Here is a 24,880-nt window from a genome sequence, read left to right as displayed (position 1 = left end):
GGCTCTGTGCGGGCAAGCTCGCACCGTGCGCGCCCCGCTACTCGGTGCGAGCTTGCCCGCACAGAGCCGGCCTACAAGGCCGCGCCGAACAAGCAACGCCACACCACATGCACGAAACCGCACCGTGCGCCAGACAGGAGGCACGACACCAGCCCGCCCCGCGCCTCCAGACCAGACGCACAGGAGTCCACCGCACCGTGCGCACCCCGCCACTCCGTGCGGGCTTGCCCGCACGGAGCCGGCCTACAAGGCCGCACCGAACAAGCAACGCCGCACCATACGCACGAAACCGCACCGTGCGCACCCCGCCACTCCGTGCGGGCTTGCCCGCACAGAGCCGGCCTACAAGGCCGCACCGAACAAGCAACGCCACACCACACGCACGAAACCGCACCGTGCGCCAGACAGGAGGCACGGCACCAGCCCGCCCCGCGCCTCCAGACCAGACGCACACGAGTCCACCGCACCGTGCGCACCCCGCCACTCCGTGCGGGCTTGCCCGCACGGAGCCGGCCTACGAGGCCGCATCGAGCAAGCAACCCCGCACCAGCCTGACAACGCCGCACGGTGCGCCGCGCGCCCGCGCACCGGCGCGTCCCCGGGCCTCCCGTCAGGCGGTCCAGGCTGCCGGGTGCCGCCGCTGCCAGCGCAACCGGCGCTCGAGCTGCGCGCCGATCGCGAGCAGGACGCGCTCGCCGCCGGGGCGCCCGATCAGCTGCACGCCCATCGGGAGCCCGCCACCGTCGGCGTGGTCGTCCTCGGTCACGCCGACCGGCAGGGTGATCGCGGGGAGCCCGGACACGTTCGCCATCGACGTCCACGGCGAGTACACGCACTGCCGGCGGAAGTCCTCGTCCGGGTCGTCGCCGTACCAGCCGAGGGGCCGCGGCGTCATCGCGAGGGTCGGCGTGAGCACCGCGTCGAACCGGTCGAACGCGCCGATGAGCGTCGTCGAGAAGGTGTCGAGCGTCGACATCGCGTCGAGGACCTGCGTGCCGGACAGCGCCTGTCCGCGCGCCACGAGCCACGCCACGAGCGGGGTCAGCGCCGACAGGTCGATCCCGGGCACCTGCGGCAGTCGGGCGGCCGAGCTCTCCCACGCCACCCGGAACGCGTCGGCGTACGGCACGCGGGGCATCCGGACGTCCTCGACGCCGTGCCCGACCTCGCCGAGCACCCGCACGGCGGTCTCCACGGCGCCCCGGGCCGCGGGGTCGACGACCACGTCGACGGTGTCGTCCCACGGCGAACCCTCGAGCACCCCGACGACGAACCGGCCCTCGCCGCGGACGGCCGCCGCGGTGAACGGCCCCTCGCCGACGTCGGGGGTGACGAGCGCGTAGGGCGAGGCCTCCGGCAGCCCGGTCGGCGCGACCAGCGCGTCGAGGAGCATGCCCGCATCGGCGACGGACCGGGTGAGCGGCCCGGCGACGGACAGGCCGCCGACGCCGGAGCGGCCGGGCATCGACGGCACGCGGCCGCGGCTCGGCTTCAGGCCGACGAGCCCGGTCGCCGCGGCGGGGATCCGCACCGATCCGCCGCCGTCCGACCCGACCGCGGCGGGCACGAGTCCGGCGGCGACGGCGACGGCCGCACCGCTCGACGACCCGCCCGGCGCGCGCGTGGTGTCGTAGGGGTTCCGCGTCACGCCGAGCCGGGTCTCCGACGACGAGGACATGCCGAACTCCGGTGACGCGGTCTTGCCGATGCTGACGGTACCGGCCGCGTCGAGCGCGGCGACGAGCGGGTGGTCGGCCGACGCGGGCCGCTCCGGCAGGCTCGCGGTGCCGTTCCGCGTGGGGACGCCGGCGCGGTCGTACAGGTCCTTGTCGGCGGACGGGAGGCCCCACAACGGTCTCGACGTCGGCACCAGGTGGCCGAGGCGATCGGCTCGGGCCCGGGCAGCGTCCGCGGTGACCGTCACGAAGGCACCGAGTCCGGCGTCCAGGCGTTCCACGCGGGACAGGTAGTGCTCGGTGACCTCGAGGGCGGTCGCCTCGCCCCGGCGGATCCAGTCCCAGAGTTCCTGTGCGGAGAGGTGGTGGAGTTCGAACACGGCTCCGAGCCTAGGCGGCGGTGGCCCGTATCCTTCGACGGTGGACACCACTCTCCCCTCCGGCACGACGAAGCGCCGGATCGAACTCCGGCTCGTCCGGCCCCTGTTCGCCTGGTTCGCCCGGCCGACCGTCACCGTCGACGGGGTGGGGCACCCGGCGCAGTGGGGCACCGGCACGTGGGCGGTGCCGGACGACGGCGACACGGTGATCGGTGTGTACCTGTTCAACCGAGCGTGGCGGTTCGGGGCGGCCTCGGTGTCGGTCGGCGGCGCGACGGCGCTCGAGTACCGGGGCGGGCTGCTGCCGGTGGGTGCGGGTCGGTTGGTGCCGCGGGGCTGAGGGCCGCGCCGGGCCGGGCAGGGTCTGCTCGGGCGACTACTCGAACATCTCGGCGAGGAGCGCGTGCGGGTCACCGTCGACCACGTGCGCCGATCGTCGCTCCGGCCAGTGCGTCGTGGCGTCGTCCGGCCAGCACGGCACGACGTGGAGGTGCAGGTGCGGCACGCTCTGGCCGGCGTCCGCGCCCGATGCCTGCAGCACGACGGTCCCGGTCGCGCCGAGCGCCCCCTTCATCGCACGGGCGACGCGCTGCGCCAGTGCCGTGGTGGCGGCGAGTGCCGTGGGTCCTGCACTGAGCAGGTCGGCGGTGTGCTCGACCGGCACGACCAGGGTGTGGCCCGGAGCGAGCGCCGAGTCGGGCAGGGGTGCGAAGGCGACGGCGTGCTCCTCGCGCTCGACCCACACGGCGGGTTCGTCACCGGCGATCACGGCACAGAAGACGCAGGAGTCCATCGGCCCAGTCTGCTGCACGTGGGGTGCCGCTCCCGCGTGGGACGATGGGCGCATGACCGCCACGCTCGTCGCCAAGGGCCTGTCCGGCGGGTACGCCGCTCGCACGCTGTTCGACTCCCTCGACCTGACGGTGGCGCCGGGTGACGTGATCGGCGTCGTCGGTGTGAACGGTGCCGGCAAGTCCACGCTGCTCCGGCTGTTGGCCGGGGTCGACGAGCCGCTGGCCGGCACGGTGTCCCTGGCACCGACGGACGCGTTCGTGGGGTGGCTCCCCCAGGAGCACGAGCGCATCGCGGGCGAGACCGTCGCGGCGTACCTCGGGCGGCGGACCGGCTGCACCGAGGCGACGGCGACGATGGACACAGCGGCGGCGGCGCTCGGGCACCCCGATGCCGGCGACACAGCGGCCGACCGGTACTCGGCGGCGCTCGACCTCTGGCTCGCCGCGGGGGCCGCCGACCTGGAGGACCGGATCCCGGCGGTGCTCGCCGACCTCGGCCTCGAACCCGGCACCGGCGACTCCGGTGCGGACGGCGTCGGCCCGGACTCCCTGATGACCGCGCTGTCCGGTGGGCAGGTCGCCCGCGTCGGGCTCGCCGCGCTGCTGCTGTCGCGGTTCGACATCGTCCTGCTCGACGAGCCGACCAACGACCTCGACCTGGACGGCCTCGACCGGCTCGAGGCGTTCGTGCGCGGGCTGCGCGGCGGGGTGGTGCTCGTCAGCCACGACCGTGAGTTCCTGGCGCGCTCGGTGACCTCGGTGCTCGAGCTCGACCTGGCGCAGTCGTCGAACCGGTTGTTCGGCGGCGGGTACGACTCGTTCCTCGAGGAGCGCGAGATCGCCCGGCAGCACAAGCGTGACGCGTACGACGAGTTCGCGTCGACGAAGGCCGACCTGGTCTCGCGGGCACGGACGCAGCGCGAGTGGTCGAGCCAGGGTGTCCGGAACGCCATGAAGAAGAGCCCGGACAACGACAAGATCCGCCGCCGTGCGGCCTCGGAGTCGAGCGAGAAGCAGGCGCAGAAGGTCCGGCAGATGGAGTCCCGCATCGCCCGGCTCGACGAGGTCGAGGAGCCGCGCAAGGAGTGGCAGCTGGAGTTCACGATCGGCAGCGCACCCCGGTCGTCGGCCGTCGTCGCGACGTTGTCGGACGCCACGTTCACCCAGGGTGACTTCACCCTCGGCCCGGTCTCGCTGCAGGTCGACGGCGGTGACCGGATCGGCATCACCGGCCCGAACGGCGCCGGCAAGTCCACCCTGCTGCGGGCGCTGCTCGGCAAGCAGGCGCCGACGACGGGCACGGCCTCGCTCGGGTCCAGCGTCGCGGTCGGCGAGGTCGACCAGGCGCGTGCGGCGTTCACCGGTGACCAGCCCCTGGCAGCAGCGTTCGAGGCGATCGTCCCCGAGTACACGACCGCCGACGTCCGGACGCTGCTCGCGAAGTTCGGGCTGAAGGCGGACCACGTCGGCCGACCGGCCTCGGCGCTCTCCCCCGGCGAGCGCACCCGGGCCGGACTCGCGCTGCTGCAGGCCCGCGGGGTGAACGTGCTCGTCCTCGACGAACCGACCAACCACCTGGACCTCACCGCGATCGAGCAGCTCGAGCAGGCACTGGAGTCCTACGACGGGACCCTGCTGCTCGTCACACACGACCGGCGCATGCTGGAGACCGTCCGACTCGACCGGCAGTGGCGGGTCGAGGGCGGCACCGTCACCGAACGCTGACGGATCGACCGAGGGGGAAGCACCATGCGACGCAACACCTGGATCGCGACGACTGCCGGGGTGGTGGTGCTCGCCGTCGCTGCCGTCGTGGTGGGGGTGACCGTTGGGTCGCCAGCACCGGAGCCGACCCGCGCGGCCCGGGCCACGACGACACCGACCCCGAGCGCCACGCCGAAACCGAAGCCGACGCTCGCGGCCGTCCCCGCTGCACCGTCCGACGCGACCCTGGCCGCGCTGCCGTTGGCGTTCCACGACGCCGTCGTGCCGCAGTTGCTCGACGGCGGGGACGTCGAGCCCGAGGACACGTGGCAGATCGCGACCCCGCGCACGCCGCTCGTCGCCCTGTACGCGAGCCCGTCCAGCCGCGCCCGGCCGGTGGCGACCCTGTCCCACCTGGTGTCGACGATCAACCGGCCCGCGGCGACCGCCGTGTGGGGTCGCTCCCCCGGCCGGGACGGCGGGATGCTCCTGGTGTCGACGCCGTCCCGCAACCGCACCCCCGGTGACGGCGGCGACCCGGACGCCCCGAGCGCGACGTTCGCCTGGGCCCGGGCCGCCGACTTCACCGTGACGCGCACCGACCGGATGATCACGGTCGACGTCGCGGCGAGCACCGTGTCCGTCGTCACCCGGAAGGGGAAGGTCACCGCGACCGAGGCCGCGCGGCTCGGCACCCCGCAGGACCCCACACCGGCCGACACCGCCACCTACGTCGAGGCGGCGTACGTCGACACCCGCGTCGCGTACACGCAGGGCAACCCGATCATCCTGACCGGGGCGCACTCGTCCCGGATCCCGTCGTACGGCGGCAACGCTGCACTGACCGCGTTGCACTACTACCCGGACCCGACCGGCAGCTCGCACGGATGCGTCCGGATCTCGGCGGAGATGACGAAGACGCTCGCGGCGCTGCCCGTCGGCACCCCGATCCGGTTCAGCTGAGCCCGGGTCAGCTGAGACCGGGTCAGTGGAAGGGGCAGCGGCCCCGGACCTCGCCGCCCGATGCCGGCTTCGTCGGCAGTCGGCGGCGGTCGACCTGGAGCCCGTCGTCGAGGATCGTCAGCCGCGGGTCGCTCAGCACCGAGACCGCGGCCGCGAGTGCGGCGATCGCGACCTTCTCGCCGGGGCACCGGTGCCCCGTGGCGACGTCGGCACCGCCGTGCGGGACGAACGTCGTGATGGACTCGAAATCGTCCACGCCGAGGAACCGCGACGGGTCGAACTCGCCCGCACGGTCCCACGAGCGCTCGTCGGTGTCGGTCCCGGTGATGTCGAGCACCACGCGCCCGCCGGCGGGCAGGTGCTGGCCGTCCAGTTCGACGTCCGTGGTGGCCCAGGCTGGCAGCATCGGCACGAACGGCGCGGTCCGGCGGATCTCCTGCGCGAAGGCGACGGCGAGCGGGCCGTCGACGCGCGGACCGACGGCGAGCGGGCCGTCGGCGAGCGGGCCGTCGACGCGCGGACCGACGGCGAGCGGGCCGTCGACGCGCGGGCCGTCGACGCGCGGCCCGTCAGCGGTGTCGGCCGCCGCGCTCTCGGCGGCGATCCGTTCCCGCCACTCCGGCCGGTCGTGCAACTCCTTCGCCGCGAACGCCACGAACCGGGCCACCGCGATGGCCGGCCGGATGCTGTTCTGCAGTTCGATGCCGGCCAGCCGCGCCGGCAGCAGCGCGCCGGAGGGGTCCCGGTGCCATGCCCACTCGTGCAGGGCGGTGTGCGGCTCGGGGGTCAACCGGCCACCGCGCACGGCCTCGACCAGCCGCCGGGCGTGCCGGTCCGACCAGTGCCGGTTCAGGACGGCCTGCAGGTACTCCGGTGAGTAGGGCACCCCGAAGCCGTCGACGACCTGGGCGAGCCGCGCCGCCCAGCGGGTCTTCGCCGCCGGCGTCCCCGGTAGCCCGGCCCACCGCATGACGGCGCGGCCGATCGCACCGACGGCCGCGTCGTACGCCGACCGGGTGCCACCGGTCAGCCACGCGTCGCGTTCGGTCGCCCACTCGTGGGTCAGCAGGGGTGCGAGGCGCCGGACCTGCTCGTCCTCGTACGCGACGTCGACGAACGTCGCCTTGCGGTGGTGGTGCTCCGCCCCGTCGAGACTGTGCACCGAGCCGACGCCGAAGAGCGTCCGCTGCACGATCGCCGGCATCGCGCCGTGGCGTGCCGTGCGGTCGCCGTCGTAGAACAGCCCGACGCCCTCGGCACCACGCACGAGCAGCGCCGGACGTCCGAGCAGTCGGAAGCCCACCGCCCGCGCCCCCGGACGGGTCCGGCGCCACAGGTGGGCACCGAACCCGTAGCCGCGGGTCAGGAGCGAGAGGGAGTCGTCGATCGCCATGCGGCCATGCTGCCGAGCGCCGCCCGATCAGGCTCTCGGGATCCGGACCAGCCCGAGCCGCGCCACGACCTCGGCGCTCTCCTCTTCCGGGGTGCGGTCGGCGGCGATCGTCAGGTGGGCCTCGTCGGACTGCGGCGGCTCGAGCGTGGCGAGCTGCGACTGCAGCAGCGACGTCGGCATGAAGTGCCCGGAACGCTGCGACATCCGCTCCTCGATGAGGGCACCGTCACCGGCCACGTGCACGAACACCACCCCGGGGGCCCGCAGCACGTCGCGGTACGAGCGTTTCAGGGCCGAGCAGGTCACGACGCCGTTCGTGCCGGCGTCCAGGTGTCCGCGGATCCATCCGGCGACGACGTCGAGCCACGGCCAGCGGTCCTCGTCGGTGAGCGGGGTGCCGGCGTGCATCTTGTCGACGTTCGCCGGCGGGTGCATCGCGTCGCCCTCGGCGAACTCCCACCCGACCTGCTCCGCCACCATGGCGGCGACGGTCGACTTGCCGGACCCGGAGACCCCCATCACGACCAGGACGCGGGCGTCCAGCCCGGCGTCGGCCGCACCGGCAGCAGCAACTCCTCCTGCGCCGCTCATCGGATGAACACCCCGGCCAGCAGGACCCCCAGCAGACCGAACACCGAGATGAGGCACTCGAGCACCGTCCACGTCTTGAACGTCTGCCCCACCGTGGTGCCGAGGTACCCCTTCACCAGCCAGAACCCGGCGTCGTTCACGTGCGACAGGAACACCGAGCCGGCACCGATCGCGAGCACGAGCAGGGAGGTCATCGGCGTCGACAGGTCGGCGGCGATCGGCGCCATGATGCCGGCGGCGGTCACGGTGGCGACCGTGGCCGACCCGGTCGCCACGCGGACCAGGGCCGAGACGACCCAGGCGACGAGCAGCACCGAGACGCCGGAGTCCTTGACGGCGTCGGCGATCACGCCGCCGATGCCGGTGTCGATGAGCACCTGCTTGAACCCACCGCCGGCGCCGACGATGAGCAGCACGCCGGCGATCGGGGGCAGCGCGCTCTCGAGCGACTTCGACACGGCCGAGCGGTCCATCCCGCCGCCGATCGCGAAGAAGACCATCGCGTAGACGGCGGCGATGCCGATGGCGATCATCGGCGAACCGAGGAAGTCGAGCAGGCTCACCCACGAGCCGGCGGCGTCGGGGGCGGTGGCCTCACGGATCGCCTGGGCGAGCATGAGCACGACCGGCAACAGGATGCCGATCAGGGCGACGGTGAACGACGGGCTGCGCGGCTCGCTGATGACGCGCGTGAAGTCGCTCTTGCCGTTGGGCAGGGACGCGGTGTCCTGCGTGGCGGGGCCGCGCCGGGCCTCCCGTCCGGGGTGTGCCGGGTCGTCGGCGAAGGAGGCGGACCCGGAACCCGACCCCGAACCCGGGCCGGCGGTGGCGACCGCCCCACGCGACCCGAACATGTCGGGGACGGGGATGTCGACCCAGCGGGCCGCGAAGCGGGCGAAGAGCGGCCCGGCCAGGATGATCACCGGGATCGCCAGCACGATGCCGAAGGCGAGCGTGGTGCCGAGGTTCGCACCGACGGTGGAGATCGCGACGAGCGGGCCGGGGTGCGGCGGGACGAACGCGTGCATCGTCGACAGGCCGACCAGGGCGGGGACGGCGATCTTCATGATCGGCACCTCGCTCCGCTTGGCGACCAGCACGATGATCGGGATGAGCAGGACGAGGCCGACCTCGAAGAACATGGGCAGCCCGATGAGCGCGCCGATCAGGGCCATCGTCCACGGCAGCGCCGCCTTCGACGACTTCCGCACCAGGGTGTCCACGACGCGGTCCGCTGCGCCGGAGTCGACGAGCATCTTGCCGAACATCGCCCCGAGCCCGACGAGGATGCCGACGCTCGTCATGGTCGCGCCGAAGCCGTCACCGAAGCTGGTGACCGCCTTGTCCGGCGCCAGGCCCGCGCCGATGCCGACGCCGAGCGCGCCGATCGTGAGCGCGATGAACGGGTGCACCTTGAGCCAGGTGATGAGCGCGATGATCACCACGATGCCGACGAGCGCCGCGATGATCAGCTGCGGGATCGAACCGGACGGGTCGACCGTCTCGGTGGTGCCACCCGCGGCGAGCAGGTGGTCCGGGAGAGCGTGAGGCATCAGCGCCCCTTCCTGGAGTCGCTGCTGCGCGGCTCCGTCGCCTTCGTGTCGAGGGTGGACTGGCGCGACGAACGCCGACCCTCAATAATCTGATTAATCAGACTATACGCCGTCGTCCCGCGCGCCAACCGCCCGTCCCCGGAGTCTGCCGCTTCGATGGGACCGGCGTCACGGCGACCGCGTGACCCGTACTGCACGGAGGAAACGATGCCCACCGCACGCGGACTGCACGCCCACGTGCTCGACACCCTGGGCCAGCGGATCGTCGACGGCGACCTGGCCACGGGTTCCGTCGTGCGACCCGAACTGGTCGCCGACGAGTTCGGGGTGTCCCGCTCGGTCGTCCGCGAGGCCCTGCGCGTCCTGCAGTCCCTCGGCCTGGTCGAGCCCCGGCAGCGGGTCGGCACGCTCGTCCGCGACATCACCGCGTGGGAGCTGCTCGCCCCCACCGTGATCCGGTGGCGCGGTACCTCACCGGCGTACTTCGTGCAGCAGCGCGAGCTCGTCGAGCTCCGGCTCGGCGTCGAACCGGTCGCGGCGTCCTTGACCGCCGGCTCCGATGGTGCTGACGCCGTGCTCGCCGCCGCCGAGGACATGCTCGACGCCTGCGGACGCGAGGACAGTCGCGCCTACCTGGAGGCCGACGTCCGCTTCCACCGTGCCCTGCTCACCGGGTCGGGGAACGCCGTGTTCGCGCACTTCGCCGGCACGGTCGAGGCGCTGCTCCGCACCCGCACGTCGGAGTCGCGCGACCCCATCACGCGCTGGACGCGCGAGGCGGCGCTCCGGCACCATGCCGTCGGGCGCGCAGCGGTCGACGGTGACGCGGACGCCGCGGCGGCGGCGGCCACCGCGCTGCTCCGCGTGACGCGCGACGAGTTCATCACCGAGGCGCCGGCAGGCTGACGCGACCGGGCGACGGCCTGGAGGCGCGTGCCGGGGCCGCCACGGGCCTCCCGTCCGCCCTGTGGCCGCGTCTCGAGCGTGACGCGCGTCGACCGCGTCGGCTCCGTCAGCGTCGTCGCGCGAACAGCCGCGGGCCGCGCAGGCGGAGCCGCATCGTGACGGTGCCGAGCCAGCGGTCGTACTTGTAGCCGACCTTGCCCATCCGGCCCACTTCCTCGAAGCCGAGCCGCTCGTGCAGCCGGATCGACGCCTCGGCCTGGCGGTCCGCGATGACGGCGACGACCTCGCGCACGCCGGCCGATCGGCACTCGTCGAGCAGCGCCTCCATCAGCGCGCGGCCGAGCCCCTTGCCACCGGACGCGGCGCCGAGGTAGATCGAGTCCTCGACGACGTGGTTCGAGCGGTCCCGCGGGTTCCACGCGTCGACCAGGGCGTACCCGAGGATCTGCCCGGCGGGGTTCTCCGCCACCAGGAACGGCAGGCGGCGCTTCCGGATGTCGTCGTAGCGCTTCTTCCACGCGGCGTACGTGAACGCCGCCGGGTCGAAGGTCACCGACGAGTTGCGGACGTAGTGCGTGTGAATCTCGCGCACGTGGGGCAGGTCCCCCACCTCGGCCGCACGGATGCGGTACTCGAAGGCCGTCTCGGTCGCCGCCGGGGCACGCAGGTGTCGCGGCAGGACCCGCCGTCGCTGGTATTCCTCCTCGAGCACGTGCCGAGCCTACTGAGCGGGCAGCGTCCAGTCGACGGGCGGTGCGCCCTGCGACTCGAGCAGCGCGTTCACCTGCGAGAACGGGCGGCTGCCGAAGAACCCGCGCGACGCACTGAGCGGGCTCGGGTGGGCCGACGCGACGACCGGGGTGTCGCCGAGGAGCGGTCGCACCGAACCGGCCTGGGCACCCCAGAGCACGGCGACGAGCGGGGTGCCACGGGCGACCAGCGCGCGGACGGCCTGGTCCGTCACCGACTCCCAGCCCTTGCCGCGGTGGCTGCCGGCCTCGCCCGCCTGCACGGTGAGCACCCGGTTGAGCAGCAGGACGCCCTGGTCGGACCACGCCCGCAGGTCACCGTGCGGTGGGGGCGTCACGCCGAGGTCGTCGGCGAGCTCGCGGTAGATGTTCGCCAGGCTGCGCGGCACCGGACGGACGGCCGGGTCGACAGCGAAGGACAGACCGATCGGGTGGCCGGGCGTCGGGTACGGGTCCTGCCCGACGACCAGCACCTTGACGGCGTCGAACGGGCTCGTGAACGCGCGGAGCACGTCGCCGCCGGCGGGCAGGTAGTGGCGACCGGCTGCGGTCTCGTCGCGGAGCCACTCGCCGATCCTGTGTACGTCGGGTTCGACGGGTGCGAGGGCATCGGCCCAGCCGGGGTCGACCAGGTCGGCGAGTGGCCGTGGTTCCACGTCGGCTACGCGCCCATGGTGGCGACGGCCACCGACTCCTCGCCGGCCATCACACGCCAGACGCTGCCGGTCCCGCGGACCTCGAGCGCGCCCTCGCCGACGACGAGCGTGGTGTCCTCGTCGATCGCGAGTCCGGCGGTGACGAACTCGGCCTCGGCGCTGGCGATGAGCCGCGCGAGCGTGCCGGCCTGCACCGCGTGCACGTCGATGGTCAGGTCGACCAGGCCGAGGCCCTCGCGGAGCTCGACCTCGTCCAGCCCCTCGGACGCCGCCTCGGGGCAGATCTCGACGCCGCCGATGCGCCAGCCGCCCACCAGGGCACGGTCGGCGGCGATCATCGCACCGGCCGAGTAGCCGAGGTAGGGAAGGCCGTCGGAGACGAGCAGCCGGAGCTGGTCGACGAGCGGGGCGATCGCCGCCAGGTAGTCGGGGGTGACGCCGCCGCCGACCACCAGGGCGTCGACGTCGCTCAGGACGGTGGTGTCGAAGACCTGACCGGCCGCGACCTCGGTGACGAGCACCTCGGCCGTGCGCGGGCCGCCGAGGACCTCGGCGATGTCGGCCGTCGACGACGGGCTGCCGCCGTCCGGGCCCGCCACGGAGAGCAGGGCGATGCGCGGGATGCTCCGGCCGACCGCTGCCGAACGGGCGGTCGCCTCGGCGAGGAACGGTGCTGCGGCGTCCGAGGCGGCGAACAGACCGCCGCCGACCAGGTGGATGCTCACGACTCGGCCGTCACGGGGGCGAGGGCGCTCCACGGGAACGTGATCCAGCCGTCGACCCGGCGCCACACGTGGTCGGGCTCGAGGACGGTGCCGGGCTTCGAGTACAGGCAGGCGCTCCGGACGTCGGCACCGGCGTTCCGGATGATGTCGACCACCAGGCGCAGGGTGCGGCCGGAGTCCGACACGTCGTCGACGACGAGGACCCGCTTGCCGGCCAGGCTCGGGGCGTCGAGGGCGGGGGCGAGCACGACCGGCTCCTCCAGCCGCTGCTCGACGTCGGTGTAGAACTCGACGTTGATCGAGCCGCACTCCTTGGTGCCGAGGGCGTACGCCACGGCGCCGGCGATGATCAGTCCGCCGCGGGCGACGGCGACGACGACCTCGGGCTCGAAGCCGCTGGACAGGACGTCCTTGGCGAGCAGGCGTGCGGCGTCACCGAACTCCAGCCAGCCGAGTACCTCGGGCCCGCTCGTCACGGTCACGGTGGACGGAGCCGCGGGCTCGGGTTCGCTGCTGATCGGCATCCGACCACGGTACCGGCAGGGAGCCCGCGCCCGCGACCCGCGGCAGCAGCCCGGGCGCTGCGCGGGTCCGGCGCGGGTCGGCTCAGCGGGGCGTCAGCGGGCCGCGCGCCAGCTTGTGCTGCGCCGACTGCGCCACCGGCCGGATCGTCACGAGGTCGAGGTTCACGTGTGCCGGCAGCTCCACCGCGTGCACGATCGCCTCGGCGACGTCGTCGGCCACGAGCGGCTCCGGCACGTCGTCGTACACCGCGGCGGCCTTCTGCTCGTCCCCGCGGAACCGGGTGAGCGCGAACTCGTCGGTCTTCACCATGCCCGGCGCGATCTCGACGACCCGGATCGGCTCGCCGTTCAGCTCGAGCCGGAGCGCGCCGACCAGGGCGTGCTCGGCGAACTTCGCGGCGTTGTAGCCGCCACCGTTCTCGTACGCGACGAACCCGGCGGTGCTGGTCACCGTGACGATGTCCGCTCCCCCGGACGCGCGAGCGCGGTCGCGCAGGTGCGGCAGCAGCGCGGAGACGACACGCTTCGTGCCGATCACGTTGACCTCGAACATGGCGCGCCAGTCGTCGACGTCGGACTCCTCGACGCTCGCCGAACCGAACGCCCCACCCGCGTTGTTCACGAGCACGTCGGCACCGCCGAGGTCCGCGACCCGCGCGGCGAGCGCCGCCACGTCGTCGGCGTGCGTGATGTCGGCGACCAGGGTGTCGGCCCCGGTCTCCGCGGCGAGCGCCTCGAGCTTCGCGGCGCGGCGGGCCACGGCGAGCACGTCCCAGCCCCGCGACCGGAACAGCCGGACGGTGGCCGCCCCGATGCCCGAGCTCGCTCCGGTGACGACTGCGCGCCGTGCTGCCATGTGATCTGCCTCCTGCGTCGGTGACCGGGGCGCGTGGTGGCCCGGTCCGACCACCGTACCGAGCGGGACGGTTCCGGCACCGCACCGGGCCGTCCAGGTCACGATCCGGTAACGTGACCGGCGATGACGACGGATGCCGCCCCTCCCGCCCCCTCGGCCCCGGCGACGCAGCTCGAGCCCGGTCGAGCCCCGCGCCGGATCCCGATGTGGGACACCGCGCGGTTCGTCGCGGTCACGCTCGTGGTCATCGGCCACGCGATCCAGCGGCAGACGCCGGCGAGCGAACACGCCCTGGCGCTCTACACGTTCATCTACGCGTTCCACATGCCGGCGTTCGGTGTGATCAGCGGCTACTTCTCGTCGGCGGACACCCCGGCGGCGAAGCGGATGCGCCGGACGATCACGGACATCGTCGTGCCGTACATCATCATGCAGACGATCTGGACCGTGGTGCAGGGCATCGTCGAGGGCGGCAAGGACTTCAACCCGACGCAGCCGACGTGGACCCTGTGGTTCCTGCTGGCCCTGGGCATCTTCAAGCTGATCCTGCCCTACCTGGCGCAGCTGCGGTGGCCGCTGTTCTGGGCGGTCGTGTTCAGCATCGGCGTCGGCTACTTCGACAACGTCGACTCCACGCTCTCGCTGTCCCGCGCGATCAGCCTGCTGCCGTTCTTCCTGCTCGGCTGGCAGGTCAAGCAGTGGGGCGTCTTCGACCGCTGGTACGAGGCGTCCCGTCGCACGGTCGTCCGGGTGCGGATCGCCGCCGTCGTGGTGTTCGCCGCGTGGGCGGTGTCGTGCGCGGTCTGGATCCCGCAGTTCAAGGAGTTCGACCTGCACCACTGGTTCTTCTACGACGACTCCTACTCGGGGCTCGGCGAGGACGCCTGGTGGGCGGGGGCGGTGCGCTTCGGCCTGATGCTGCTCGCGACCCTGCTGACGGCGTCGTTCCTGGTGCTCATCCCCCGCCGGAACGTCTGGATCACGCAGTTCGGTGCCGCCACGATGTACGTCTACCTGCTCCACACGTTCGTCCTCTACCCGATCCGGGAGTCCGGCGTCCTGGCCGGTGAGCACTCGGCCTGGCCGTTCGTGCTCCTCATGGTCGTCATCGCCTGCGTCGTGAGCCTGTTCCTGGCGCAGCCCTTCGTGCGGCGCGGGATGCGGTGGCTGCTCGAGCCGAAGGTCGACTGGCTGTTCCGCCGCGACAAGGCGTAGCGGTGCCACCTCGCACCGTGCGCGTTCCTCCGGCCGGTGCGAGCTTGCCCGTTCCGTGCGGCGCGGCAGCGCCGCACCGAACCACCGACCTCGCACCGTCCGACGGTGACAGCACGGTGCGGGCGGACGGACGGCCGGGAGGCCCGGGGCGGGCCCGGCGGGTGCGTTACGTCCCGAGGCGGGTGCGGTGGTGCGGGCCCGGCCACCTGCGTACCGTGACACCCGACGCACAGCCGCGCCGCGCCTCCAGGCCGAGCGCAGGGCGACCCGACGACCAGCCGCACCGGACAGGAGCACCAAGATGACCGAGCACGACGCCGCGCAGTGGCAGTTCGAGACCACCCAGGTCCACGCCGGCGCACAGCCGGACCCGACCACCGGGGCCCGAGCGACGCCGATCTACAAGACGACCTCGTACGTCTTCGCGAACTCGGACGAAGCGCGCGACCTGTTCGCGCTCGCCAAGCCGGGCAACATCTACTCCCGGATCATGAACCCGACGAACGACGTCGTCGAGCAGCGGATCGCCGCGCTCGAGGGCGGGTCCGGGGCCCTGCTCGTCGCGTCCGGCCAGGCGGCCGAGACCTACGCGGTCCTGAACATCGCGGGGGCGGGTGACCACATCGTGTCGTCGTCGTCGATCTACGGCGGCACGTACAACCTGTTCAAGTACACGCTGGCGAAGCTCGGCATCGAGACGACGTTCGTCGAGGACCAGGACGACCTCGAGGAGTGGCGCCGCGCCGTCCGCCCGAACACGAAGCTGTTCTTCGCCGAGACCATCGGCAACCCGAAGATCAACGTCCTCGACATCACGGGCGTCAGCGACGTCGCCCACGAGTCCGGTGTCCCGCTGATCGTCGACAACACGATCGCGACGCCGTACCTGATCCGTCCGTTCGAGCACGGTGCCGACATCGTGGTGCACTCGGCCACGAAGTTCCTCGGCGGCCACGGCACGGTCATCGGCGGGATCATCGTCGACGGCGGGAAGTTCGCCTGGTCGCAGCACGCCGACCGGTTCCCGGAGTTCAACACGCCCGACCCGTCGTACCACGGCGCGGTCTTCGCCGAGGCGGTCGGCAACGAGCTCGCCTACATCGTGAAGGCCCGGGTGCAGCTGCTCCGCGACCTCGGTGCGTCGAACTCGGCGGACACGGCGTTCGCGCTGCTGCAGGGCATCGAGACCCTGTCGCTCCGCATCGAGCGGCACGTGTCCAACGCGCAGGAGATCGCGGAGTGGCTCGACCAGCACCCCGACGTCGCCACGGTCGCCTACGCCGGGCTGCCGACGTCGCCCTGGTACGCGGCCGCGAACCGGTACGCGCCGAAGGGCGTCGGTGCCGTGCTGTCGTTCGAACTCAAGGGCGGGGTCACCGCGGGCAAGGCGTTCGTCGACAACCTGCAGCTCTTCTCGCACCTGGCGAACATCGGTGACGTCCGCTCGCTCGTGATCCACCCGGCATCGACCACGCACTCGCAGTTGACCCCCGAGCAGCAGCTCACCACCGGGGTCACGCCCGGCCTGGTGCGCCTGTCGGTCGGCATCGAGAACATCGCCGACCTGAAGGCCGACCTCGAGGCCGGGCTCGCCGCGGCCCGGGCGATCGCGCAGGAGAGCCAGCGCGCGTAGGGCCCGCGGGCGCTGCCTGTCGATGCGGGTGCATGTTGCGACGTCCCACGTGTCGTTCGACGCGTGGGACGTCGCTCGTTGCACACGCATCCGGTACGTGCGCATGGTGCGACGATCCACGAGTCGAACGACGCGCACGATGTCGGAACATGCGCGCGCACGGAACGGCGAGCGCGGCCTGAAGCCCGGCCACGCGCCGGGCGTGACGTAACACGGCGGCGGCGACCCGCGCCTCCCGGCAGACTGGACGCACGATGGACTGGCAGACGACCCCCGAGGACTCCGTGCCGTCCACCCTGGTGCCCGGCACCGAACTCGGCACCCTCGGCAAGCCGCCCGTGACCGGTGCCTGGCGTCCCGGTGACCACCCGGGTGCACGCCACTTCGAGTCCCTCGGCGAGCAGTGGGTGCGCGGCGGCCGCCTGCCGTCCGTGCGCGTGGCCTACGAGACGTGGGGCACGCTCAACGCCGCCCGCGACAACGCGGTGCTCGTCCTGCACGCCCTGACCGGGGACTCGCACGTGACCGGTGCCGCCGGCCCGGGCCACCGCACCGCCGGCTGGTGGGGCGACGTCGTCGGCCCCGGCCGGGCGATCGACACCGACCGGTGGTTCGTCATCGCGCCGAACATGCTCGGCGGCTGCCAGGGCACCACCGGGCCGTCGTCGGTGTCGCCGACGGGCGCGGAGTGGGGCTCGCGGTTCCCGTTCGTGACGGTGCGCGACCAGGTCGAGGTGCAGGCGCAGCTCGCCGACCGGCTCGGCATCGAGACCTTCGCGGCCGTCGTCGGCGGGTCGATGGGCGGTATGCACGCCCTCGAGTTCGCGGTCTCGCACCCCGCGCGCGTGCAGCGGCTGGCGGTCCTCGCGTCCACCGCGCAGACCACCGCCGACCAGATCGCCGCGAACTCGCTGCAGCGCGCCGCGATCCAGATGGACCCAGCCTTCGCCGGCGGCGACTACTACGAGGCCGACGCCGGCGAGGGCCCGCACCGCGGACTGTCGCTGGCCCGACGGATGGCGTTGATGACGTACCGGGCCTCCGACGAGCTGAACAGCCGTTTTGCGCGGTCCTGGCAGAGCGACGTCTCCCCGCTCGGCGACGACGGCCGGTTCTCGGTGGAGAGCTACCTCGACTTCCACGGCAACAAGTTCACCCGGCGGTTCGACGCCTCGAGCTACGTGACGCTGACGTACGCGATGGACTCGCACGACGTCGGCGCCGGGCGCGGCGGGGTCTCGGCGGCACTCGGGCTGGTGACCGCACGGACCCTGGTCGTGGGGATCTCGAGCGACCGGCTGTTCCCCGTCGAGGACCAGCACCGGATCGCCGCGGGCGTGCCGGACGCGCTCGACGGGGACACCGCAGCGGTGATCGAGAGCGAGTTCGGACACGACGGGTTCCTCATCGAGCACGAGCAGGTCGGGGCGCACCTGCGGCGGCTGCTCGACTCCTGAGCGGGCCTGCCTGCCACCACGGCGCGCCGAAGACCCCCCAACGGGTGGCGCGCGTGGAATGATGGCGTGGAGCTCGGCACTGACCGACGCTCGGTTTCCCGCACCGCCAGATCGTCACCAACCAGGACATCGATGGACTTCATCGCACAGGAACGCGACCGCTTGCTGCGGTCGGCGACCCGTGTCGTGGGCATCGTCTGCGCGCTCGTCAGCGTCGTGGGCATCCTCTCCGCCGCCGCCGTGCCCACGCTGCCCCTCATCGGCGCACTCCTCTGCATCGCCGCGATGATCACCGCGCTCGTGTGCTTCGCTCGCGGCGGCGAAGTGTGGTGGACCGCCGCCATCGTCGTCGCCGGACTCGCCACGATGGTGCTGCTCTTCACCGGAGTCCCCGACTCGGCGCGGCCCCTCGTCGCCAGCGCCGTCATGCCCCTGGCCGCCGGCGGGCTCTCGGCACCGCTGATGGCCCAGCGCGGGCACCCGGTCGGTCTCGCCATCACCATCGCCGGGGGCGGCGCCGTGGTGGTGCTCATGGTGTGGGGATCGGGCTCGCTCCTGTCGACCCCGGTCAGCGGCGCACTGCTCGGGTGGATCCTGATGGCCGTCGTGGCGATCTGGATCTCGCGCAGCATCCCCCGCGTCGCCCGCCGCATCTACAGCATCGGCACCGCCCACCGCGCCGAACGGCAGGCCAGCGAGACCGAGGCCCAGCGCCGCCAGGGTGCCCGCCTGCTGCACGACACGGTGCTCGCGACCCTGACGCTGCTGGCGCACTCCGGCGTCGGCGTCTCCGAGCAGGCCATGCGCGAGCAGGCCGCCGAGGACGCCCGACTGCTGCGGCACCTGCGCCTCGGTGCGACCCCGCAGCCCTCGCAGTCCGGTGACTACTCGCTCACCCGCGAAGAGGAATCGCCCCTCGGGCAGACCCTGGAGTCCGTCAAGCAGCGCTTCGGTCGGATGGGGCTCGAGGTCAGCTGGCACGGCACCGGGCAGGTCCTGCTGCCGTCGAACGTGCTCGACGCGTTCCTCCTCGCGCTCGGCGAGTGCCTCGAGAACGTCCGTCGGCACGCCGGCGTCGGCGAGGCGCACGTCACGATCGTCCACGACAACGAGGTCGTCCGTGCGATGGTCACCGACTCCGGCGTCGGCTTCGACCTCACCACCGTCAGTGCCGAGCGACTCGGCTTCAAGGAGAGCGTCGTGAACCGCCTGCGCGAGGTCGGCGGCGACGCGAAGCTCTTCTCCGCGCCGGGCTCCGGCACCACCGTCGTCCTGGAGGCACCGCGATGACCCGGGTCCCCGAGGACACCATCGGCCGCAGCCTGCCCGGCGAGACCGCTCCGCCAGCACCCCGTACGCGCCGCGAGGCGCGCGAGCGGTACCGGACGAGCGAACGTCGCCAGGCCCGAGGGCTCCCGTCCACGTCGACCGGCGCCCGGTCGCTGCGCCAGGCCGCCAAGCCCGGCGCCTCGCTCGGTGCCGGGTACCTCGGCCTCGGCGCCGCGGTCCTCACCGCGATCGAGGCCGTCGCCGGCATCGCGTTCTTCCTGGTGCGCTGGAACGAGTACTCCGACCCGTGGTTGCCCGCGGTCGCCTGGGGGCTCTACGTCGTCGCCGCCGTCGGGGTCGGACTCAGCGTCCTGACCTACGGCGAACGGCTGACGGGTCCGGCCTTCGCGCTGATCTGCGTCGTGCTGGCCTGCGTGGTCACGCTCGACTTCATCGGTATCTGGCCCGAGCACGACATCGCGCACACCGCGACCGCGTCCATGGCCGCCGGGTTCGCCCTGTTGCCGATCGCCACGCTCCGACCCGCCCGCGAGGTCGCCGTCGCCATCGGTGCGCTCGGCATCGCGTTCATCGTGATGGCCGTCGCGTCGACGCCGATCACGCACGACACCATGCCCGGCCTCGTGTCCCTGCTGTCGCTCGTCGTCGTGCCGCCGGCGCTCGCGCTGTACGTCGTGCAGCGGTTCCGCCAGCTCGTGCAGCGCGAACTCGACCGGGTGCTCGTGCAGAGCAACGTGCAGGCGCCGCAGTTCGCCGTCGGCATGCTCGCCTCGGACGAGCTCGCCCGGCTCGACCTGGCCGCCGAGAAGCTGCTCGACGCCGTCGCCAACGGCACCGACCCGCTGCCGCTGTCCGACGCCTCGAGCTCCGTCGCCGCGTCGCTCGCCACCGAGCTCCGCCTGCACCTGATCGAGGGCCGTCGCGAGACCTGGCTCTACCACGCGATCACCGAGTCCGACCACCTCGGTCGCTCGGTGAGCGTCGCCGACCCGACCGCCCTGGCGGGGCACCTCTCCCCCACCCAGCGCGACGGGCTGCTGCAGGCGATCTGGCAGATGGTCGGCGACGGCCGCACCGCGCAGCCCGGCATGCCCGTCGTCTCCGTCACCCTCGGTCCGATCGGCTCCGACGGTCACCCGGTCAGCGACGACACGATGGACGTCCCCGTCGTCATCGAGTCCCGCGGGGTGCCCCGTCGCAGCCTCGGCCCGACGGCGTGGAGCGCCCTGCAGCGCATCGGCCCGTACACCGAGACCGTCCGCGACGGCGCGCTGCACATCGTCGCGCACTGCGTCGTGAACCGACATCCGTCGATGTAGCTGCCGGATACCCGCACGCCTGACCGACTTCCGGCCCGCATCCTCCTAGGATCGGCCGAGCAATCCGCACCGAGAAAGGACGCCAGCATGGCGACTCCAGAGGAACCGATCCGACTCGCACTGGTCGACGACCACAGGATGCTCCTCGGCGCGCTCACGGAGTGGATCCGGAACGCGGCCGACGACATCACCCTGGTGGCCGCCGTCACGACCTGGCCCGAGCTCCTGACGAGCCCGGCGTTCCCGGTCGACGTGGTGCTGCTGGACCTGGACCTCAAGGACTCCATCCCGGTGTCGCTGAAGATCTCGACGCTCAAGACCGCGGGCGTCAAGACCGTCGTGATGAGCACGTACTCGGAGCCGAACGTCGTGCGCGAGGCCCTCGGTGCCGGCGCCCTCGGGTACCTCGTCAAGAGCGAGGACGCCGACATGATCGTCGAGGCGATCCGCTCCGCCCAGCGCGGCGAGCAGTACGTCTCGGCCGAGCTCGACCTCGCCATCAACAGCGGTGACGTCGGCGGTGTGCCGAAGCTCAGCGCCCAGGAGCGTCGCGTGATGGCCCTGTACGGCGGTGGCGAGCCCGTCAAGAGCGTCGCCTACCAGCTCGGCATCTCCGAGGAGACCGCGAAGAGCTACCTCAAGCGCATCCGCGAGAAGTACCGCGTCGCCGGCTTCGACGTGGGTACGAAGGTCGCGCTGCGGAAGCGTGCGATCACCGACGGCATCATCGTGCAGGACGGCAGCCCCGTGGGCCTGTAGCGCGCGGAGCGCTTCGCGCTTCGCGCGTTGCGCTTCGTGAGCAGCAATGGTCGGGTCCCGTCACGGGACCCGACCATTGCTGCTCACCACGTGCGGTGGCCGCACCACGTGACGGACGGGAGGCCCGTGGCGGCGTCGCCACGGGCCTCCCGTCCGGTGGGTGCGTGCGCGCACCCCGCGTGTCAGGCCGTCGGGACCGGTGCGGTGATCGGACCGGTGGACGGTGACGAGGAGCGGACCGCGGCACGACGCGTGCTCCGCCGCTCGACCGCGTAGCTGACCATCGTCACCAGGACGCCGAGCAGCGCGAGGCCGATGCCGAGCCAGCCCGGTGCGAGGAACCCGAAGCCGGCCGCGATGACCGCGCCGCCCAGGGCCGCACCGATCGAGTTGCCGATGTTGAACGCCGAGTGGTTCAGCGCCGCCGCGATCGTGCGGGCATCCCCGGCGACGTCCATCAGGCGCGACTGCACCGCCGGCGGGATCGCCGACGAGGTCGCACCGAGCAGGAACGCGCCGAGCAGCATGCCCCAGAGCCACTGCGCCGTCAGGACGGTGACGAGCAGGGCGCCGATGAGCGCGAACATGCCGACGTAGATCGTGCGCTTCACGCTGTGGTCGGCCAGGTGTCCGCCGAGCACCCCGCCGACGACCATGCCGATGCCCACGACGACGAGCACGATCGGCACGAACGACTCGGGCATCCCGGTGACGTTCTGCACGAGCGGGGAGATGTACGAGTACACCGCGAAGAACCCGCCGAACCCGACGGCGCCGAGGCCCATCACGATCCAGACCTGCGGCACGCGGAACGCCCGGAGCTCACGGCCGATCGTGGCGTGCTCGTCGCGGGCGCTCTTCGGCACGAAGGCCGCGACGGCCAGGAACGTCAGGGCGAACAGCGCGGCGACGACGCCGTAGGCGACCCGCCACCCGGCCACCTGCCCGACCCACGTGATCGCCGGGACCCCGACGACGTTCGCGACCGACAGGCCGAGCAGCACCATGGCGATGCCCTTGCCGCGCTTGCCCGGGCCCATCATGTCGCCGGCCACGATCGACGCGATGCCGAAGTAGGCGCCGTGCGGCAGACCGGCGACGAAGCGGGCGACGAGCACCAGACCGAACGAGGGCAGCAGCGCGCTCGCGATCGTCGCGACGACGAACCCGACGAGCAGCACGAGGATCAGGCCCTTGCGCGGGAACAGGGCGGACATCGCCGCGATGGTCGGCGCACCGACCACCACCCCGAGGGCGTAGGCGCTGACGAGCCAGCCGGCGTGGGCGATCCCCGCGTCGGGGTCGATGCCGTACTGCTCGGGGAGCAGGGCCTGCGCGATGTTCGGCAGCAGCCCCATCGCGACGAACTCGGTCGAGCCGATGGCGAACCCGCCGAGGGCGAGCGAGATGAGCGCGAGGGTGCGACGCGCAGGCGTGAGCTGTGACATGGGGCCTGTTCTCGTGCGGGCGGAGCGGGACGACGGTGCAGCACCCCACCGGACGGGGCGGCCGTGATGTCCTGGTCCGTCGAGTGTAGACCGCTCCAACGGACCAACGAAAGCCCGGTGGTGCTCAGCTCGGAGCGTTCAGACCATCAGCGCTCGGGCCGTCGGCTCAGGCCGCCTGGCGCTCCGGGGTGCGGGTCCGTGCGGGGGCCTGCTCGGGCAGCTCGTCGCGGTGCACCCATCCGGTGCCGCACTCCGCGCAGGTCGCCCAGGCGTTCTCGCCCTGTTCGTCCGTGTCGATGACGACCGTTCGCAGGTCGCAGTCGGGGCACCAGCCGTCGTGCATCATCACGCGCTCCTCATCGTCGTCTCGCAGGCCACCGGAAGTGGCTCGATGCAGACCATGAGACACCCGGCCACCGACATCCGAGGGACCGCTCCGGCGTGTCGGTCGACGCTGCGGTGCAGGATGACGACGTGCCCACCGTCACGACCGTCCTGGCCTCCTGCGCCGCCGGCGCGCCCGCGAACTGCGAGGACGTCACCGACCCACTCGGGATCGTCGTCGTCGTGGTGTTCGCGGTCGCCGGCCTCGTCCTGCTGACGGTCGCCGCGGTCCTCGGCACCGACCCCCGTCGCCGCAGGCGTCCGCGTCGGCGCCGCTGACCACTACTCGCCGAGCGCGGCCTCGAGCCGTTCGAGCTTGCCGTCGATCTCGCCGGTGTGCCCGGGTCGGATGTCGGCCTTCAGCACGAGCGACACCCGCGTGCCGTACGCACCGACGGCCTCGGTGGCTCGCTTGATGACGTCCATGACCTCGTCCCACTCCCCCTCGATCTCGGTGAACATCGACGAGGTGCGGTTCGGCAGCCCGCTCTCGCGCACCACGCGCACGGCGGCCGCGACGGCGTCGTGCACGGACCCGTCGGACGTTGCAGCGGGACCACCGGACGGAGCGACGGAGAAGGCGACGATCATGCGTCCATCCTGCCCGGCTCGGGCTGGTCGCGCACGGACGACGACGAGCGCGCCGCCACCCGTCCGGACCCCGCGCGACGCCCCATCCGCACCAGCACGACGATGCTCCACACCAGGATCGCCACCTCGAGCAGGTTCCGCAGCGTGAGCACCACGAGGATCCACGGCTGCACGCCGAGCAACTGGTCGTAGTAGCCCGGGTAGACCAGCTGCGTGAGCAGGGCCATCGGCAGCGCGAGCACCGCGATCGGCACGAACCGGCGCGCACTCGGGGTGCCGGCCGCGAGGCCCCAGACGATCGGCACCGCGAACCAGCCGATGTACTGCGGCGACCCCACCTTGTTCGTCGCGATGAGCGCCGCGACGAACAGCAGCGCGAGCACCGGCGCGAGCTCGGCCCGACGGGCACCCCGGCGCGCGGCCCAGAGCGCGAGCACGACCCCGGCCACCACCACGACGGCCATCAGCGGCGTCGACACGGCCGCGGCGGCGGACGTACCGGCACCGGACACCTCGAAGGTCAGGATCTCCTGGTCGTAGAACACCGCTGCACCCGGGACGCCGAAGGCTGCGGCCCACATGAAGGGCGTCGCGAGCGGTGACTCGATCTGCAGCGCACGGCCGGTCTGCTCACCGACGAAGGACAGCAGGTACGGCGCACCGCCCCACAGCACGTCGACGAGCACGATGAGGGCGCTCAGCACCAGCGCCCCGGCGAGCACACCCCGGCGGTGTCCGCGACGCAGGAGCAGCAGCACCGCGACGAGCGCCGCGGGCCACACCTTCGTCCACGCGCCGGCGGTGAAGAGCGCGGACGCGACGGCTGGCCTCGAGGCCACGAACGCCACGCCCACCAGCGCGAACGCCGTCGCGACGGTGTCGATCCGACCGAGCGCGATCGGCCCGAGCGCGAGCAGGAACAGCAGCCACCACCAGACGACCCGCACGCCGTGCACGTCGAAGCGGTCGGACGACCCCACGCGCGCCCGAAACCGCCACAGGAACGCGCACGCCACGGCGTCGAGCAGCACCATCAGCAGCAACCAGCCGGAGCCGATCGATGCGACTCCCCCGAGGGCCGCTGCCGCCATCGGCACGATCGCCAGGATCGGGTACACCCAGGCGCCGTCGATGCCGACCCAGAAGTCCGCGGTCCGCCCGGTCTCGATCCAGCGGCTGTAGGTGATGGTCACGTCACCGAGCGGCAGGTTCGCCGACACGAGGGTCAGCCACCACAGGAACCCGTGCACGGCGACGAACGCCAGGACGAAGCCGGCGAGTTCGAGCCACCGGGTCGAGGTCCTCTGCACCGGA

25 protein-coding genes are annotated in these 24,880 nt (G+C 72.7%); 11 read left to right on the top strand and 14 right to left on the bottom strand.

Annotated elements, in window-relative coordinates; translation table 11 throughout:
• Nucleotides 1-610 precede the first annotated feature (610 nt).
• The gene (locus DEI98_RS10545; protein ID WP_111100703.1) at nt 611-2,056 is read right to left on the bottom strand and encodes an amidase; all 1,446 of its coding nucleotides are present in this window, start codon (nt 2,054-2,056) and stop codon (nt 611-613) included.
• A gap of 40 nt (nt 2,057-2,096) precedes the next feature.
• Between DEI98_RS10545 and DEI98_RS10540 the strand changes: the two genes are divergently transcribed.
• Nucleotides 2,097-2,396: a hypothetical protein gene (locus tag DEI98_RS10540; RefSeq protein WP_110864030.1), complete on the top strand. Its 300-nt coding sequence runs from the start codon at nt 2,097-2,099 to the stop codon at nt 2,394-2,396.
• A gap of 36 nt (nt 2,397-2,432) precedes the next feature.
• Here the strand turns inward: DEI98_RS10540 and DEI98_RS10535 are convergent, their stop codons facing one another.
• Nucleotides 2,433-2,849, bottom strand: coding sequence for an HIT family protein (locus DEI98_RS10535; RefSeq protein WP_110864029.1), 417 nt, complete (start codon nt 2,847-2,849; stop codon nt 2,433-2,435).
• Between the two features lie 52 nt (nt 2,850-2,901).
• On the opposite strand from DEI98_RS10535, the gene DEI98_RS10530 reads away from it, so the two are divergent.
• Nucleotides 2,902-4,575, top strand: coding sequence for an ABC-F family ATP-binding cassette domain-containing protein (locus DEI98_RS10530; RefSeq protein ID WP_111100702.1), 1,674 nt, complete (start codon nt 2,902-2,904; stop codon nt 4,573-4,575).
• Between the two features lie 24 nt (nt 4,576-4,599).
• Nucleotides 4,600-5,517, top strand: coding sequence for a L,D-transpeptidase (locus tag DEI98_RS10525; RefSeq protein ID WP_111100701.1), 918 nt, complete (start codon nt 4,600-4,602; stop codon nt 5,515-5,517).
• A 22-nt stretch (nt 5,518-5,539) separates the two neighbouring features.
• Here DEI98_RS10525 and DEI98_RS10520 read toward each other — a convergent pair whose 3' ends face one another.
• The 3 genes from DEI98_RS10520 to DEI98_RS10510 are packed head-to-tail and all read right to left on the bottom strand — an operon-like array spanning nt 5,540 to nt 9,054.
• A complete protein-coding gene (locus DEI98_RS10520) occupies nt 5,540-6,910 on the bottom strand; it encodes a cytochrome P450 (protein WP_111100700.1) in 1,371 nt (456 codons plus the stop codon).
• Between the two features lie 27 nt (nt 6,911-6,937).
• On the bottom strand, nt 6,938-7,501 hold the full coding sequence (locus DEI98_RS10515) for a gluconokinase (RefSeq protein ID WP_110864025.1): 564 nt from the start codon (nt 7,499-7,501) through the stop codon (nt 6,938-6,940).
• Entirely contained in the window at nt 7,498-9,054 is a 1,557-nt protein-coding gene (locus tag DEI98_RS10510; RefSeq protein WP_071244816.1) for a GntP family permease, read from the bottom strand. Before DEI98_RS10510 ends, DEI98_RS10515 begins: the two co-directional genes overlap by 4 nt.
• A gap of 207 nt (nt 9,055-9,261) precedes the next feature.
• Here DEI98_RS10510 and DEI98_RS10505 point away from each other — a divergent pair, with 207 nt between their 5' ends.
• Nucleotides 9,262-9,960 (top strand): FadR/GntR family transcriptional regulator, encoded by a 699-nt coding sequence (locus DEI98_RS10505; RefSeq protein WP_181438011.1) that lies wholly within the window; start codon nt 9,262-9,264, stop codon nt 9,958-9,960.
• A 106-nt stretch (nt 9,961-10,066) separates the two neighbouring features.
• Here DEI98_RS10505 and DEI98_RS10500 read toward each other — a convergent pair whose 3' ends face one another.
• The 5 genes from DEI98_RS10500 to DEI98_RS10480 all read right to left on the bottom strand — a co-directional run bounded on the left by DEI98_RS10500 (nt 10,067) and on the right by DEI98_RS10480 (nt 13,470).
• A complete protein-coding gene (locus DEI98_RS10500; protein WP_027465815.1) occupies nt 10,067-10,672 on the bottom strand; it encodes a GNAT family N-acetyltransferase in 606 nt (201 codons plus the stop codon).
• A 9-nt stretch (nt 10,673-10,681) separates the two neighbouring features.
• Entirely contained in the window at nt 10,682-11,365 is a 684-nt protein-coding gene (locus DEI98_RS10495) for a uracil-DNA glycosylase (protein ID WP_111094607.1), read from the bottom strand.
• A gap of 5 nt (nt 11,366-11,370) precedes the next feature.
• Complete coding sequence (locus DEI98_RS10490) at nt 11,371-12,090, bottom strand: Type 1 glutamine amidotransferase-like domain-containing protein (protein ID WP_111087831.1); 720 nt, start codon at nt 12,088-12,090, stop codon at nt 11,371-11,373.
• Nucleotides 12,087-12,614 (bottom strand): phosphoribosyltransferase, encoded by a 528-nt coding sequence (locus tag DEI98_RS10485; protein WP_051596753.1) that lies wholly within the window; start codon nt 12,612-12,614, stop codon nt 12,087-12,089. The genes DEI98_RS10490 and DEI98_RS10485 overlap by 4 nt, the downstream gene beginning before the upstream one ends.
• Nucleotides 12,615-12,696: 82 nt before the next feature.
• Nucleotides 12,697-13,470, bottom strand: a complete 774-nt coding sequence (locus DEI98_RS10480; RefSeq protein ID WP_111100699.1) for an SDR family oxidoreductase — start codon at nt 13,468-13,470, stop codon at nt 12,697-12,699.
• A 123-nt stretch (nt 13,471-13,593) separates the two neighbouring features.
• On the opposite strand from DEI98_RS10480, the gene DEI98_RS10475 reads away from it, so the two are divergent.
• From DEI98_RS10475 to DEI98_RS10450, 6 genes are all read left to right on the top strand, one after another.
• Nucleotides 13,594-14,685 (top strand): acyltransferase family protein, encoded by a 1,092-nt coding sequence (locus tag DEI98_RS10475; protein WP_111100698.1) that lies wholly within the window; start codon nt 13,594-13,596, stop codon nt 14,683-14,685.
• A gap of 301 nt (nt 14,686-14,986) precedes the next feature.
• Entirely contained in the window at nt 14,987-16,318 is a 1,332-nt protein-coding gene (locus DEI98_RS10470) for a bifunctional o-acetylhomoserine/o-acetylserine sulfhydrylase (RefSeq protein WP_071404574.1), read from the top strand.
• 254 nt (nt 16,319-16,572) lie between these two features.
• Nucleotides 16,573-17,775, top strand: coding sequence for a homoserine O-acetyltransferase (locus tag DEI98_RS10465; protein ID WP_111100697.1), 1,203 nt, complete (start codon nt 16,573-16,575; stop codon nt 17,773-17,775).
• Nucleotides 17,776-17,907: 132 nt separating this feature from the next.
• Nucleotides 17,908-19,065: a sensor histidine kinase gene (locus DEI98_RS10460; protein ID WP_111094605.1), complete on the top strand. Its 1,158-nt coding sequence runs from the start codon at nt 17,908-17,910 to the stop codon at nt 19,063-19,065.
• The gene (locus DEI98_RS10455) at nt 19,062-20,384 is read left to right on the top strand and encodes a hypothetical protein (RefSeq protein ID WP_111100696.1); all 1,323 of its coding nucleotides are present in this window, start codon (nt 19,062-19,064) and stop codon (nt 20,382-20,384) included. Before DEI98_RS10460 ends, DEI98_RS10455 begins: the two co-directional genes overlap by 4 nt.
• Before the next feature lie 87 nt (nt 20,385-20,471).
• Nucleotides 20,472-21,143, top strand: coding sequence for a response regulator transcription factor (locus DEI98_RS10450; RefSeq protein WP_111100695.1), 672 nt, complete (start codon nt 20,472-20,474; stop codon nt 21,141-21,143).
• 182 nt (nt 21,144-21,325) lie between these two features.
• Here DEI98_RS10450 and DEI98_RS10445 read toward each other — a convergent pair whose 3' ends face one another.
• Together DEI98_RS10445 and DEI98_RS10440 are read right to left on the bottom strand one after the other, a co-directional pair.
• Nucleotides 21,326-22,591, bottom strand: coding sequence for an MFS transporter (locus DEI98_RS10445; protein WP_111100694.1), 1,266 nt, complete (start codon nt 22,589-22,591; stop codon nt 21,326-21,328).
• A 166-nt stretch (nt 22,592-22,757) separates the two neighbouring features.
• The gene (locus DEI98_RS10440) at nt 22,758-22,937 is read right to left on the bottom strand and encodes a hypothetical protein (protein ID WP_071404570.1); all 180 of its coding nucleotides are present in this window, start codon (nt 22,935-22,937) and stop codon (nt 22,758-22,760) included.
• Nucleotides 22,938-23,065: 128 nt separating this feature from the next.
• On the opposite strand from DEI98_RS10440, the gene DEI98_RS10435 reads away from it, so the two are divergent.
• The gene (locus DEI98_RS10435; protein WP_146243492.1) at nt 23,066-23,254 is read left to right on the top strand and encodes a hypothetical protein; all 189 of its coding nucleotides are present in this window, start codon (nt 23,066-23,068) and stop codon (nt 23,252-23,254) included.
• A 3-nt stretch (nt 23,255-23,257) separates the two neighbouring features.
• Here the strand turns inward: DEI98_RS10435 and DEI98_RS10430 are convergent, their stop codons facing one another.
• Nucleotides 23,258-23,566, bottom strand: a complete 309-nt coding sequence (locus DEI98_RS10430; protein WP_111100692.1) for a thiamine-binding protein — start codon at nt 23,564-23,566, stop codon at nt 23,258-23,260.
• The gene (locus DEI98_RS10425; RefSeq protein ID WP_111100691.1) at nt 23,563-24,876 is read right to left on the bottom strand and encodes a glycosyltransferase 87 family protein; all 1,314 of its coding nucleotides are present in this window, start codon (nt 24,874-24,876) and stop codon (nt 23,563-23,565) included. Before DEI98_RS10425 ends, DEI98_RS10430 begins: the two co-directional genes overlap by 4 nt.
• Between the last annotated feature and the right edge of the window lie 4 nt (nt 24,877-24,880).

This window comes from Curtobacterium sp. MCLR17_034, from assembly GCF_003234485.1.
GTDB lineage: Bacteria > Actinomycetota > Actinomycetes > Actinomycetales > Microbacteriaceae > Curtobacterium > Curtobacterium flaccumfaciens.
Note: the sequence above shows the minus strand (reverse complement) of the source record. Positions and strands in the feature narration are given on the sequence as shown.

What these genes read in the sequence shown, in the direction of transcription:
- DEI98_RS10535 (WP_110864029.1), bottom strand. Translation starts at nt 2,849, where the DNA reads ATGGACTCCTGCGTCTTCTGTGCCGTGATCGCCGGTGACGAACCCGCC.
- DEI98_RS10445 (WP_111100694.1), bottom strand. Translation starts at nt 22,591, where the DNA reads ATGTCACAGCTCACGCCTGCGCGTCGCACCCTCGCGCTCATCTCGCTC.
- DEI98_RS10520 (WP_111100700.1), bottom strand. Translation starts at nt 6,910, where the DNA reads ATGGCGATCGACGACTCCCTCTCGCTCCTGACCCGCGGCTACGGGTTC.
- DEI98_RS10460 (WP_111094605.1), top strand. Translation starts at nt 17,908, where the DNA reads ATGGACTTCATCGCACAGGAACGCGACCGCTTGCTGCGGTCGGCGACC.
- DEI98_RS10510 (WP_071244816.1), bottom strand. Translation starts at nt 9,054, where the DNA reads ATGCCTCACGCTCTCCCGGACCACCTGCTCGCCGCGGGTGGCACCACC.
- DEI98_RS10515 (WP_110864025.1), bottom strand. Translation starts at nt 7,501, where the DNA reads ATGAGCGGCGCAGGAGGAGTTGCTGCTGCCGGTGCGGCCGACGCCGGG.
- DEI98_RS10455 (WP_111100696.1), top strand. Translation starts at nt 19,062, where the DNA reads ATGACCCGGGTCCCCGAGGACACCATCGGCCGCAGCCTGCCCGGCGAG.
- DEI98_RS10475 (WP_111100698.1), top strand. Translation starts at nt 13,594, where the DNA reads ATGACGACGGATGCCGCCCCTCCCGCCCCCTCGGCCCCGGCGACGCAG.
- DEI98_RS10430 (WP_111100692.1), bottom strand. Translation starts at nt 23,566, where the DNA reads ATGATCGTCGCCTTCTCCGTCGCTCCGTCCGGTGGTCCCGCTGCAACG.
- DEI98_RS10480 (WP_111100699.1), bottom strand. Translation starts at nt 13,470, where the DNA reads ATGGCAGCACGGCGCGCAGTCGTCACCGGAGCGAGCTCGGGCATCGGG.
- DEI98_RS10465 (WP_111100697.1), top strand. Translation starts at nt 16,573, where the DNA reads ATGGACTGGCAGACGACCCCCGAGGACTCCGTGCCGTCCACCCTGGTG.
- DEI98_RS10485 (WP_051596753.1), bottom strand. Translation starts at nt 12,614, where the DNA reads ATGCCGATCAGCAGCGAACCCGAGCCCGCGGCTCCGTCCACCGTGACC.
- DEI98_RS10440 (WP_071404570.1), bottom strand. Translation starts at nt 22,937, where the DNA reads ATGATGCACGACGGCTGGTGCCCCGACTGCGACCTGCGAACGGTCGTC.
- DEI98_RS10525 (WP_111100701.1), top strand. Translation starts at nt 4,600, where the DNA reads ATGCGACGCAACACCTGGATCGCGACGACTGCCGGGGTGGTGGTGCTC.
- DEI98_RS10505 (WP_181438011.1), top strand. Translation starts at nt 9,262, where the DNA reads ATGCCCACCGCACGCGGACTGCACGCCCACGTGCTCGACACCCTGGGC.
- DEI98_RS10450 (WP_111100695.1), top strand. Translation starts at nt 20,472, where the DNA reads ATGGCGACTCCAGAGGAACCGATCCGACTCGCACTGGTCGACGACCAC.
- DEI98_RS10530 (WP_111100702.1), top strand. Translation starts at nt 2,902, where the DNA reads ATGACCGCCACGCTCGTCGCCAAGGGCCTGTCCGGCGGGTACGCCGCT.
- DEI98_RS10470 (WP_071404574.1), top strand. Translation starts at nt 14,987, where the DNA reads ATGACCGAGCACGACGCCGCGCAGTGGCAGTTCGAGACCACCCAGGTC.